10 protein-coding genes are annotated in these 13,044 nt (G+C 39.0%); 6 read left to right on the top strand and 4 right to left on the bottom strand.

Going from position 1 to position 13,044, the window contains the following annotated elements:
* The first annotated feature begins 418 nt into the window (after positions 1-418).
* From RS893_RS24465 to RS893_RS24450, 4 genes are all read left to right on the top strand, one after another.
* Entirely contained in the window at positions 419-1,030 is a 612-nt protein-coding gene (locus RS893_RS24465) for a hypothetical protein (protein WP_315788270.1), read from the top strand.
* 144 nt (positions 1,031-1,174) lie between these two features.
* Entirely contained in the window at positions 1,175-2,614 is a 1,440-nt protein-coding gene (locus tag RS893_RS24460; RefSeq protein ID WP_315788269.1) for a hypothetical protein, read from the top strand.
* Positions 2,615-3,040: 426 nt separating this feature from the next.
* Complete coding sequence (locus RS893_RS24455; RefSeq protein WP_315788268.1) at positions 3,041-4,039, top strand: aldo/keto reductase; 999 nt, start codon at positions 3,041-3,043, stop codon at positions 4,037-4,039.
* Positions 4,040-4,303: 264 nt separating this feature from the next.
* Positions 4,304-4,882 (top strand): Uma2 family endonuclease, encoded by a 579-nt coding sequence (locus RS893_RS24450; RefSeq protein WP_315788267.1) that lies wholly within the window; start codon positions 4,304-4,306, stop codon positions 4,880-4,882.
* A gap of 50 nt (positions 4,883-4,932) precedes the next feature.
* Here the strand turns inward: RS893_RS24450 and RS893_RS24445 are convergent, their stop codons facing one another.
* Entirely contained in the window at positions 4,933-6,159 is a 1,227-nt protein-coding gene (locus RS893_RS24445; RefSeq protein WP_315788266.1) for a damage-control phosphatase ARMT1 family protein, read from the bottom strand.
* A 268-nt stretch (positions 6,160-6,427) separates the two neighbouring features.
* On the opposite strand from RS893_RS24445, the gene RS893_RS24440 reads away from it, so the two are divergent.
* Positions 6,428-7,777 carry a glutamine synthetase gene (locus tag RS893_RS24440; protein WP_315788265.1) on the top strand — a complete coding sequence of 450 codons (1,350 nt, stop codon included), beginning with the start codon at positions 6,428-6,430 and terminating at the stop codon, positions 7,775-7,777.
* Positions 7,778-7,863: 86 nt separating this feature from the next.
* Here RS893_RS24440 and RS893_RS24435 read toward each other — a convergent pair whose 3' ends face one another.
* From RS893_RS24435 to RS893_RS24425, 3 genes are all read right to left on the bottom strand, one after another.
* Positions 7,864-8,037, bottom strand: a complete 174-nt coding sequence (locus RS893_RS24435) for a hypothetical protein (protein ID WP_315788264.1) — start codon at positions 8,035-8,037, stop codon at positions 7,864-7,866.
* Positions 8,037-8,792: an isoprenyl transferase gene (locus RS893_RS24430; protein ID WP_315788263.1), complete on the bottom strand. Its 756-nt coding sequence runs from the start codon at positions 8,790-8,792 to the stop codon at positions 8,037-8,039. The genes RS893_RS24435 and RS893_RS24430 overlap by 1 nt, the downstream gene beginning before the upstream one ends.
* Before the next feature lie 139 nt (positions 8,793-8,931).
* Entirely contained in the window at positions 8,932-9,879 is a 948-nt protein-coding gene (locus tag RS893_RS24425) for a ferritin-like domain-containing protein (RefSeq protein ID WP_315788262.1), read from the bottom strand.
* Between the two features lie 416 nt (positions 9,880-10,295).
* Here RS893_RS24425 and RS893_RS24420 point away from each other — a divergent pair, with 416 nt between their 5' ends.
* Positions 10,296-12,683: an NB-ARC domain-containing protein gene (locus RS893_RS24420; RefSeq protein WP_315788261.1), complete on the top strand. Its 2,388-nt coding sequence runs from the start codon at positions 10,296-10,298 to the stop codon at positions 12,681-12,683.
* Positions 12,684-13,044: the final 361 nt, after the last annotated feature.

Below are 13,044 nucleotides of genomic sequence, written 5' to 3'. Positions count from 1 at the left end.
TTTGTTCACTTGATTCTGTTTTTTAATTACATATTAAGATTTGTAAAAGTAATTAATCATACAAACACAAAGTAGTCAAAACAATATTGTAATTTTTTCTTTAGATCGAGATCAGTGCAAAATTACTCAGAAAAAATGGCTTTAGTGATGACTAAACTCTATTTTTACAGGTATTTCATAAAGTTATGAAACACCTGTAAAAACTCAGTAACTAAGTGATTATCTGCAAAATTTTTAGAATTTACATTTCCGTCAAAAGTGCATAACCTGGTTTTATGCAACCCAAATAAACAAACAGAAGAGAAGCTAAGTTGTAATAACTTAGCTTTGACTTTATTTATGAGATAGAATTTCACCCATTAGAGTCAATGGATAATTTCTAAATCATAGAGATATATCATTTACCATGAGTTTTTTTATGCAGATTCATCGTGATAAATTTCAAGGCTTTCATCAAAGTCCAGATTGTCAACTTTATGGTAAAAAACTTCATACAAGCAATCAGGGACAAGAATATTTATTGATTGCTCCTCTTGAGCTTGTGAAGGTACAACAAACATTTATTAGAACTTTCCAAATTCCTAACAATCAAGTCCCCGTTCTAACTACTGGTGGTGGGAATGTCGGTGTTATTCGTGAATTCGACTGGTCATTCATTAATTCTAATGGCAAACCTGTTGTATATATTCAACCTCATAAGGATGTTGATCTCAATCAAATATCTGATGTTACACAAGATAAAGATTCTCAGCCAAATGTTCGTGTAGGCGAATCTGTCATATTAGAATTTGATAATTCACAGATTAAAGGAACTGTTAAAACAGCCAAGCCAGAGAAACAAGCTTTTATAGATTTTTCTTCTAGTGTTGAAGTTTTTCAAGTAAACTTTGACCAGAATTTATATCCTTCTCATCACGGTTCACGAGTAATTATTAGTAGTAGTAATAAATCACTTGGGATGGTGATTGCTACTCAAAATCAAGGTGATGGAACATCTCTTGCTTATGTATTTCCTGCTCATCTGATTTAAAAATTTCAAAATATAAGCTTTTGATCTAAGTTTCCACGCAGCAAAACGTTATATGAGTGATCTGCTGGTGCGTTAGGCTGAAGCCATAACGCACCCTACTTAAAATTAAAGTCCCAAAATATCAAAGGTGTGAGTTGAGCTTTTATGTTACGTCGTTTTGTTTTTGTAATTCTCTCTTTGTTCCTAAACATTGTAGTAACTCAATTTGTACAAGCACAGGAACAAAATTCACAAACTCAAACTAATCAACAAACTCAAGAACAAAATTTACAAACTCCAACTAATAATCAAACTAATAATCAAAAACCAGGACTTGAACCTGAACCAGACTTACTTCCAAGAGCTATCAGACTGTCAATTGTGAACGGCGTAATTGAGTATTTACAAAATAGTAAACAAGTTACTATCGGATTGGAATGGTTTTTACTACCTGCTGATGAATTTTTGCTGGAATCAGCAAGAGAATACTATGAAAAAGACGAACCAGTAACCTGTTCAATTCGTAATGAGGATCTTGGTAAATCAAATAAGTGGGTTGAGAATCTGTCTGCAAAATGTCAGCAACGTTTGCGTGAAGCATTAATGGTGTCAGATCTAAAAACTTTAAATTCTGATCCAAATTCTCAGACAACATTCCAAAAATATTGGAATCCAGAAGAAAATGGAGATGGTGTCCAGCTAGTTAGACAAGGAGCAGTCACAGCATCGGAGTATTTTGGTCTGCTGCGAGATAATGTCCAAATTACAAATTTCTTGAAGAGTAACGGTATTTCTTATTCTTTTGATGTGAGTGGAGCAACACCCCAAGGACAATTTCCTCGCATTAGCGATCAAAATATTACTTGGGATATGAAAATTTATAGGTTTGCTGTTGCACGTCTCCAGAATCAACCTATATATATTTATCGTTTTGTTGCCAAAGCTGTTATAGAACCATTTAAACTCACCTTTGCAAAAGCGGAAAAGACAACGGCTGATTTGAATGTTGCTATTAGTTTTAAGAAAGGGGAAGAAACAGTAGGATTAAGTAATCGAAAGCTGGTTGCTTCACCCATTCCCATAGAAATACAAATAGAAAAAGGTCAGCAAGCGAATTTAAAAAAATTAGAAGATGCTAAAGCTTTTACACAATTAAATACTGCTTTGAGTTTTTTCGGAAGTCCTGATTTAAGTCAAGTAGTGAGTAATAATTTTTTGGGAGGGACTAATAATACTAGCATTATTACGGGTGGCTTGATTAACGATAAAGTAGCGCAACCAATTATTGGAGTTAATCTAGATCTAATAGATTTAGGTAGTTCTAAAGCAGGTGGTTTATTCGGAATCGGATTAACTGATAATAATTCTCTTTATGTTGGGCCTAGTTTTCAGTATTCTATTATTACCTTGTCGGCTGGGGCGAGAATTTTTGACAAAAAAGACTCTACGAGAGTAGAGCCAGCTGGGGTCATCTCGTTTGATTTATCTCAAGTAATAGGTGGTAAACAACAAGTTAAAAGGATTGAGCTTGATAGAAGTAAAGTTGGTGGAGACTGGGGAAAAGCCAGTGAAGAAATTGTTAAGGATTTAGTACTTGTTGACTGAAGAGTCAAGCAAAATCCCAAAATTCAGCAATCTTTAGCACTAGTTAAAGAAAAAGATTGTGCAGGTAATGAGATTCAACCCAATGAATATGCTGAACTTTTACTTAACATTACTACAGGGGAAAAATCAAGCTTGAAGTTCATACCTCAAGGTATATACAAATATCAAGGATTAGATCAATTACCTACTATATATACATTAAAAGATGATAGTGTTCCCGTAAACAAAAATGCTGAGATTAATTTTTGTCCTATTGGAGAAACCCAAACAGTAAAAAGGATTCGCTTGAGTGTAGAAATGGTTAATCAATAAACTTTCAATTAAATCACTAGTATTTTGAATTTCACTTGCTTTGCTGTAAGCTGAAGTTGATTTTTGTCATTTTCCTGCCGCATTAAATCTCATGACCGCAGTGGAGAAATAACCATGTTAACGCGTCAGCCGGAAAAAAACGGACCGACCATATCAGCAATCGGTCTTGGATGTATGGGTATGTCAGATTTTTATGGACCCGCCGACCGAGAGGAAAGCATCGCTACAATTCATACTGCTCTTGATGCAGGTATAACATTACTGGATACTGGGGATTTTTATGGAATGGGTCATAACGAACTGTTACTGCATGAAGCGCTGACAGGACGAAGACGGGAAAATGTCTTTATTGCAGTCAAATTTGGAGCGCTGCGATCGCCTGATGGCAATTTTATCGGTTTTGATGGTCGTCCTCAAGCAGTAAAGACCGCACTTGCTTATACATTGCAACGTCTGGGAACAGATTATATAGACCTTTATCAACCAGCCCGCGTTGATCCAGCAGTACCAATTGAAGATACAATTGGAGCGATCGCTGACATGGTGCAAGCTGGTTATGTTCGGTATATCGGCTTGTCTGAAGCAGGTGTAGACACACTGCGACGCGCCCATGCGACTCATCCGCTTACCTGGCTGCAAATCGAATACTCACTTCTCAGTCGTGGGATTGAAAATGAAATTCTCCCAACTGTACGTGAATTGGGAATTGGTGTCACAGCTTACGGTGTACTATCGCGGGGATTGTTGAGTGGTCATTGGTCGAAAGACCGTTCCCAAACAGCGCAGGACTTCCGCAGTCATTTACCGCGTTTTTCGGGAGAGAATTTAGATCGGAATTTATCACTAGTTGAAGCACTCCGTAGTATTGCCCAAGAACAGAATGCTACTGTTGCACAAGTGGCGATCGCTTGGGTTTTGTCAAGAGGTAATGATATCATTCCTCTGATCGGAGCGCGGCGTCGCAATCGGTTAGAAGAAGCGCTTGGTGCTATAAATCTACACCTTACAAATGATGAACTTGCCAGTATTGAAGCAGCAATCCCACCTGATGCTGTAGCAGGCGATCGCTATGATCCAGGTCAGATGTTAATGTTAGATAGCGAAAAGAGTTGAAAAGGGATCGGGGATTGGGAAGAGATTTTTTGATTCGTAAATTAGGTTCATAACTCTTAAATCAGGTTTTTGATTTATAAATATGCTTTATGACCCGTAAATCTGCTTTTTGCCTTACCAAATTTTGGGCTTTTCACCTTAGTATCTTAGTGGTTCAAAAGTCGATTTTTTAAGCACTAAGACACCAAGACACCAAGACACCAAATTAACTCCCTATTCCTACTCTGCTACGCTGAGGTTAGAAACTTCTGCATGACGTTAATTATGACTGCTTTAACTTTACAATTACCTCCTAATCTCAAATTTACAGATGAGGAATTTGAGCAGATTGTTGCTATCAATAAAGAGTTGCGTTTAGAATTAACAGCTGAAGGAGAATTGGTAATTATGCCACCCACTGGGGGAGAAACAGGGAACCGTAATTTTGATTTGTTAGGTCAACTATGGTTTTGGAACAGTCAAAAAAATTTAGGAAAAGCCTTTGATTCTTCCACTGGTTTTAAACTTCCCAATGGTGCAACTCGTTCTCCTGATGCTTCTTGGGTGAAAATGGAAAGGTGGGATGCTCTGACACCAGAGCAAAGAAAAAAATTTCTCCCCTTGTGTCCTGACTTTGCGGTGGAATTGGTTACAGAAACCGATGATGTGGAAGACACTCAAGCCAAAATGCAGGAATATTTAGCTTCGGGATTATTACTTGGTTGGTTAATTAATCCCAAAGAGAAACAAGTAATAATTTATCGTCCTAATCAAGCACCGGAAGTTTTACAATCTCCTACAAGTTTATCTGGTGAAGATGTTCTCTCTGGTTTTATTTTAGATTTACAGCTGATTTTTGCATAATTTAATTTACTTAATTCTTTCCCCCCGATTTCTACAACAAGTCTATTTAATTACTCTACAAACTGCACTACACCCCACTGTCCATTTGTCAACCAATCAGAATCAAATTTTGATACTTTTTCAATTACTTCTGGTTGTAAACCTACTGCTACTTCTGATTTGAGGGTGCGTAATGCCACAACTGGCACTGGTAAATAACATATAATACTTGCAATATTAGTAGTAAAATCCCAGTGTCTATCTCCTAATAATCTACGATAATTGGCATCACCTTTAATCAGCAATAAATCTGCATCAGCTAACTCTTGTTTGAGTGATTCGGGTATTTCCCAAAAAGCTAGAGGCGATGTCCAAAAATAATCATCACCCAGAATTAACTTTCCTGACGCAATATAAGCTTGTAATCTTTCTGCGACATTTACCACTTGTTGATGGTGAGATACTGCTAAAAAGTCGACCGTATCATACACATCTTTAATCATGGCATCAGATACAAAAGTAGGGTGAGGTTTTAAGTGCAACCTAATTTGCTTAATGACACCACTACCTAATAAAAAATCTACCAAACACAAATCACAAATTAACTCAAAACCAGCATTATCAACTACAAAATCAACTTGTTGGCATCTACTGCTAATTAATAATTCTGTAACTAAAATAGCATCATCTACTAAGATATGATCTTTTTGATTTTCAACATCAAAATTACTGCGATCGCTTTCAAATGCTGACCATAAACTTAAATCTACACGATTGCCCCAAAGTGCAAAATGTAAAAGTGTAATCAAAATATTTTGATTTATTTTCCCATCTTTTTGGCTGTCCTTCAACCATTGGTTTACTTGATAGCACAAAGCAATAATCGCATCTAAGGATGTATTTAATCCTTGAGATTTTTGTAAATGGAACGGATCTACACCTTGCCATTCACTAGATTGAAAATAATTAGTAATATTGAGAATTAATCTGTAAAAATAAGTTTCAGCAAAAAACCAAGGGATATCTATCCAACGCTGACCTTTGTAGGGTTCTAAATATTTTTTCCAATCTCCTACATCAGTTCCAGTATCATCTCTGAAAGCTAATAAATATCCTGATGGCAACTGATTAGCTAAGTTTTCTAAACTTTCATTAATATTGAGTGAGAAATTGTTTTCCGCGATGACTCGACGAGCAATAGCAGGCATCCTTTGAGTTACAGTAAACTCAGTAAAGGTGCCAATTTCTGAGCCTACAAGTGATGCTGGCAGTGGTAACTTGGGAATTTGCGATTTCATCACTAAAAATTTCTCTTTCCCTCACGTTTTTAGTATTTTATCTTTTTGTTGGTAGCCGTCATAAACTGGGTACATCAAAATGAATAAAACAAAGACCTCACGGCTTCCCCTCTTTGCGAGTTCACCAGAGGGGTGTCCTCTCTTGACGGGGTGAGGTTACTTTCAAGCTAGATCCCCATGAGCAATGATAACCACAATGAGGGCATGAAAATTTGACTCCTCCTACACCCCTACACCCTTGTACCCTTACACCCATTTATTAAGACAGATGGCTGAAAACATTTTATTCAAAAAAGTTAGAAAAACCCTAAAAGAGGCTGATGCTAGCTTTGTCCGTATCCTTTGGTGTGATAACGCCAATATAATTCGTGCTAAAGCTGTGCATGTGGAGATGCTACCCCATTACTTTGAGCATGGTGTGGGTATATCCGTAGGACAACAGGGTGTTCCAGTCATGTATGATGCTGTTGTTCGCAAAACTGGTTTGGGGCCAGTAGGTGAAGTTTCCTTAGTTCCCGATTGGTCTAGCTTAACTGCTTTATCCTATTCTCCGGCTCATTTTCGTGTCATGGGAAACATGAAATTAAACAATGAAGCCTGGAATTTGTGTCCGCGCCATTTTTTAGTGCGGATGGTAGAAGCCGCAAAAAGTCAAGGATTAGAAGTACAGGCTGCCTTTGAAAATGAGTTTTACCTGCTGCAACAATTAGGCGATCGCATTGTACCCGCAGACTCTACACTTTTTGCCTCTACCCAGGCAATGGATATTAATTACGAAGTTATTGATGATATTGCTGAAGCTTTGATTTGCCAAGGCATTCCTGTAGAACAATATTATCCAGAGTCTGGCCCTGGTCAACAGGAAATATCCATACGATATACTGAAGCATTGCGTGCTGCTGATTGGCAAATTGCCTATAGAGAGACGGTAAGAGCCATAGCTAGGCGTCACAATCTGAAAGCTTCTTTTTTACCAAAAATCTTTCCTGAGTCAGCGGGTAGTGGTTGTCATATTCATCTGAGTCTATGGCGAAATGAGCAAAATTTGTTACCTGATGCCCAAGGTGTTTGTGGTTTATCTGAAGTGGCAAGAGCTTTCATTGCTGGCATTCTGAAGCATTTATCAGCACTGATGGCATTGACGACACCTTGTGTTAATTCTTACCGCCGAATTCGTCCTCATGCTTGGAGTGGTGCTTTTCGTTGTTGGGGATTAGACAACCGTGAGGCAGCAGTGAGAGTACCCAGTACAACTGGATTCGGCATTCCCACACATTTTGAAGTCAAAACAGTAGATGCATCAGCAAATCCTTACTTGGCTTTAGGTGCGGTGATTGCAGCCGGATTAGACGGGGTGCAACATAATTTGGAACTAGGACAACCAGTAGCTATAGATCCTGGATACCTGACACCAGATGATCGCAAACTCCAAAAAATCGACCCTTTACCCACAAATTTAGGCGAAGCGATCGCTCACCTCAACCAAGATAACGTGCTTTTAAATGCTTTAAATCCCCAGTTGTCAACAGCTTTTATTGCTGTGCGTCAAGCCGAATGGGAAGCAATGAAAGATTGGGATTTAGAACAAGAAGTAAAAGTTCTATTAGAAAGATATTAACAAAAGTGGTTGATTGTTGGTTGTTGGTGGTTAGTGGGTAGAGACGCGAGGAACATCGCGTCTGTACATTAGTAGTTAATGGCTTACTACTCCCCACACCCCACACTCCCCATCTCCCCATCTCCCCATCTCCCCATCTCCCCATCTCCCCATCTCCCCATCTCCCCATCTCCCCATCTCCCCATCTCCCCATCTCCCCATCTCCCCATCTCCCCATCTCCCCATCTCCCCATCTCCCCATCTCCCCATCTCCCTAACACTAAGCTGAAGCTTTAACTTGACCAAAACGACGATCGCGTTTTTGATAACTTAATAAAGCTTGGTGAAAGGCTGTACGGTCAAAATCAGGCCAGAAACTATCAGTAAAATACATCTCTGTATACGCAAGTTGCCACAACAAAAAGTTACTTAACCGCATCTCTCCACTAGTGCGAATCAATAAATCTGGTTCAGGAGTATCTTTTGTGTAGAGGTGTTGTGCTACTAAACTTTCATTTATTTGTTGGGGGTTGAGTTCTCCTTGCTGCACAAGTACCGCCAGTTCACGACATGCTTTGATAATTTCGTTACGACTTCCGTAATTGACTGCAACGGTAAAGTGGATGGCTTGGTTGTGTAGTGTCTGTGCCACTGAACGCTGCATTTCTGTTTGTAGGGACTTCGGTAAAACTGATAAATCTCCAATAAACGAGATTCGCACTCCTTCGCGATGCATTTGTGTTAACTCGCGGCGCAGTAAACGTTCAAACAAATGCAGCAAAAAATCCACTTCTTCAGTGGGACGTCGCCAATTTTCTGTAGAGAAAGCATAAGCTGTCAATGCTTTGATTCCCCAATCCTTACAGCATCGTAATAGTTCTTTGAGTGTTTTTGCTCCTTGGCGATGTCCAGCAATACGTGGTAAACCACGACGGGTTGCCCATCGCCCGTTTCCATCCATAATGACGGCTACATGTTGGGGTAAGTTTTGGGGGTCTAAATCTGGGGGTAATTTGGCAGAAAGTTGAAATGTCATGGGTTTGAGAATTAATTTGAGTTGAAGCGAGGGTAAAAATTATTTTTTATAAATCGAACACTGATACACACAGATGGACACCGATGGATCATGGGTAGGCGTTTTTGTCATCCACCCACCAACAACCAACTATTAACTACTAACCACTAACTACTAACTCTCCAAACAAACTTTGCAAATACTCTGGTGTCAGGCTACTATGCCAAACCCACAGACGCTGCATTGTATAGGTGAAGGTAAATATGAGAGTTGCTTTATTATTTAAAGACCAAGCGTCCCATTTCAGTGTCGCCATCATCCGCTTTAAGGTACGCAAAAGGTTATTACGCATGTAATTCTGATGGCGCGTCTTCATCAATGTCCGTCCTATCCGCAGCAACCCAGTATCAGGATATGCCCAAACGCCAAATCCCCAGAATTTTGTCATGTGGTTAATTTCGTCTAGTACCAATTCTTCTAAAACATCTTGGAGTGTACCTGTGGTGTGCGCCATCAACCAGAGATAAAGACAAGTCGCGCCGTATTCTGTAGCTACGCGGTGTAATCCATGACGATACAAGTCTTCATGGGGGTCATTAGTGGGAAGATAACCTCTGACGGTGCGGAGGGTAGGCGTGATTTTTTCGCCTGTTAATTGCTGGTAGATTTTGAGTAAGGCAGGGGTATGTTGACGTTCTTCTTTTTCCCACAAACCCAATTCTGTTAACTCTCCGATTTCATCCACTGTTCCACCTACAAACCGCGCCATTTGTGGGTGTAAATTTTGCAAATACTGGCGGCTTGTTTGTGTATAGCCCCGGATGGGTGCTTCTGTATCTAACGCACCTACAAGCACAGACAAAAATACCTCTGGGTTTATACTGATGATTTGGTTATAATTAATTGCTTGCCAGTCAATAGGTTCCCAAGGACGCGGCTGGGGATTTTGAAATTGCAACGGTAAATCTTGCAGGCGATCGCATAACTTCTCGCCCGTCAAATAGCGATCTACAAGAGATTTAATCCGGCGTTGAGTCTGAAAGTAATGAGGCTGAGTATATAACTGACCTGCTAAATCTTCCATAAGTGGGCTGGTGGTAATAAGCATATTTTTTTACTTACGATTTTTACTTGTTGCCCAATTTAAGCGACCTAACAGGGGTTTGTCTGTAGGGGAAAGTAGGGAATTTTACAAATTACCTCAATTAACAGAGTCGGGTAAAAAGTAGGACGAGGAATATGTATTAAATTAATTCTGCTTCTTCAAATATTTGTCTGACAGTTAATTCTAAACCAGGAAACAAGTCATCTACAATCAACATAGAAGTTGTATAAACTTGGCTTGATTCAGAAGTTAGCAAAAGTAGGGAAAAAAGTCGGATTTACAGAAACTTATCAGAAAATTCCAGGTCTGGAACTGTAGACTAAAATTTCAGTGAACAGTAAACAGTTATCAGAAAACAGACTCATACCCAAATTTAGAAAGCTGATAACTAACAACTGATAACTGATAACTGATAAACAATGGACGCTGAAGCAGTATTAGCATGGTTAGATACCACAATTCCTGCTCAGACCGGAGAACGGTTGAGCGAACTCCAAAAAGTTATTCTTCAGCAAGTTTGGCAGGGTCGAAAATACCTAGAAATCGCTAATTACTACGGTTGTACAGAAGGACACGCCAAGGATGTAGGTTCCCAGTTATGGAAGTTGCTGTCTTTCGCATTGCAGCAGAAGATTACCAAAAGTAATTGTCGCTCTACTTTAGAACGGATTGTTAGAAAAACAAGTGCGATCGCTAATTTACTTGACTATCCACGAGTTACTCATCACTCTAGCATCAATCCAGAAAATGCCAATTTTCTCGGCCGCACAGCAGCCATTGCTGACCTGAATAGTTTAGTAGATCAAGGTATGAAAGTTATTGTGATCCAGGGTGAAGGAGGAGTAGGTAAGACAACTCTGGCTCAGCAATATCTGCAAACTCAAGGTTTTGAGTTGGTATTAGAATTGTTGATGGCGAAAGAGACTCAAAATATCACGGCAGTAGAACACGTAGTTGAAGAGTGGTTAAAACAGGATTTTCAGGAAGAACCGGGGGTGGAATTTGGGGTGACGCTAGGACGATTAAAGCGACAACTCCATAACAGTAGAATCGGGGTTTTGATTGATAATCTTGAACCTGCGCTTGATGGACAAGGACAATTGATTGCTTCCCACCGCAACTATGTAGAGTTATTGCGGATTTTAACAGATGCCAGGGTACAATCTGTCACCTTGATAACTAGTCGCGATCGCCTTTGCGAACCAGGAATAAATGTAGAACATTATCGTTTACCTGGTTTAGATCAAACAGCATGGCAGCAATTTTTTAGTAACCGGGGATTAGCAATCGACTTACCCACCCTAGAAACTATGCATCGTGCCTATGGGGGGAATGCCAAAGCAATGGGTATTCTCTGCGGTTCGATTCAAGAAGATTTTGACGGTGACATGGCTGTTTATTGGCAAGAGAATCACGCTGATCCTCTGTCTACAACAGACTTAAAAAATTTGGTGGTGAGTCAAATAAATCGTTTGCAAGTCCTCGATCCCCAAGCTTACCAGTTACTTTGTCGTCTAGGATGTTATCGTTACCAAGATATACCCCAAATCCCTACGCAGGGATTATTGAGTTTATTGTGGGACGTTCCGTCTTCACAACATCGGCAAGTGATCGCTTCGTTGCGGAATCGCTGTTTGGTAGAGTGTCATCAAGGGCAATATTGGTTGCATCCAGTGATTCGTGCAGATGCGATCGCACGTTTACGCCAGAGTGAAGAATGGGAAATTACCAACCACAAAGCCGCTGAATTTTGGACAGCGAGTGTCAAACAAATTGCCACATTTAAAGATGCGTTGCAAGCCCTAGAAGCTTATTATCATAATCTGGAAATTAACAAGTTTGAATTAGCAGGCAAAGTTATTCTTAATAGCAGAAATAATCAATGGGGACAGTTTTTACCCCTTGGTAGTACCCTATATCGTATGGGTTGGGTGCAACCTTTAATTGCTGCTATTAATCAGGTAATTTACAATGTTAATTCTGACCAAAATTTCAGCGAATTATACAATATTTTAGGTGATTTATACTGGATTACAGGAAAAATATATCTAGCTATTACATGTCAAGAAAAAACGATTCATTTAGCAAGTCGATTACTTCAATTTCTAGCTGATAGCTTAGAAAATAAACATCAAATTTACTATTTGAAGATGCTAGAGGTAGATTCCCTTTTAAGCATAGGTCTTTATCAAATTGATTTGTGGGAATTAGAAGCATCTGCCCAGTTATTTCGACAAGTTATCGATTTAGCTCACAACACTACTCATCATCGCTGGGCAGAAAAAGCAACCGTGTGTTTATCTCTAGTCTATTCCTATTTAGGTCGATATGAAGCATCTTATAGATTAGCAGATGCAATTTATCACTCTATCACTACAGAAAGTCTTCTAAAACAAACAGGTAGATTTGCCTATTTTATTCAAATCCTCGGTCAAACCTACGTGAATTTAGGAGATTTTACCAAAGCCAAAGAATTATTCACTATCGCCTTGAATTGTGCAGAAGAAAGCCATTACATGCAAGTAAAAGCCAAAACTCTCAATGGTTTAGCAGAAATCCATCGACAGCAAACAAAATATGAATTAGCTCTTACTCAACATTTAGCAGCTATTGACCTTTTAGAGAAAATTGGTGCGAAGTGTGATTTAGCGATCGCTTATTTGCAATTGGCTTTAACTACTCAAAGTATCGGCAATCTACATGAAAGTAAAGTGAATTTTGACAAAGCTATTCAGCTTTTTACTGAAATGAATGCACCAAAACAAATCGAGAAAATCACAGTTTATAGTAAGCACTTTAGCGCTTGAAGATTTCATGACTTGAGTCCTGATTCGCTGATTGGGTAAACTGCTTTACCAAGAACCACGCCTTCAACCAGGCATCACACACCGTTGACACAATGGTTTTAGCTGTCAGAACTAATATATTGATACCACCATTAAACTGCTACTAATCTTTATACACGATCAAATTTATTCTATCTATAATGGGTTGCGATCACTGCCGATGTGTCGCTCTCAAGAAACACATTTGCTAAAATAATTCAAGATAAGTTCAGTAATCATGTAGTAAATTTACACGATATTTTTCAATTAGATATCAGTGTTTTTAACGAGTATGATTATTTAACTATTAGTTGTCTAACTTGGCATCTTTATGAACCTCACA

It is taken from the genome of Fischerella sp. JS2 (assembly GCF_032393985.1).
GTDB lineage: Bacteria > Cyanobacteriota > Cyanobacteriia > Cyanobacteriales > Nostocaceae > Fischerella.
Note: the sequence above shows the minus strand (reverse complement) of the source record. Positions and strands in the feature narration are given on the sequence as shown.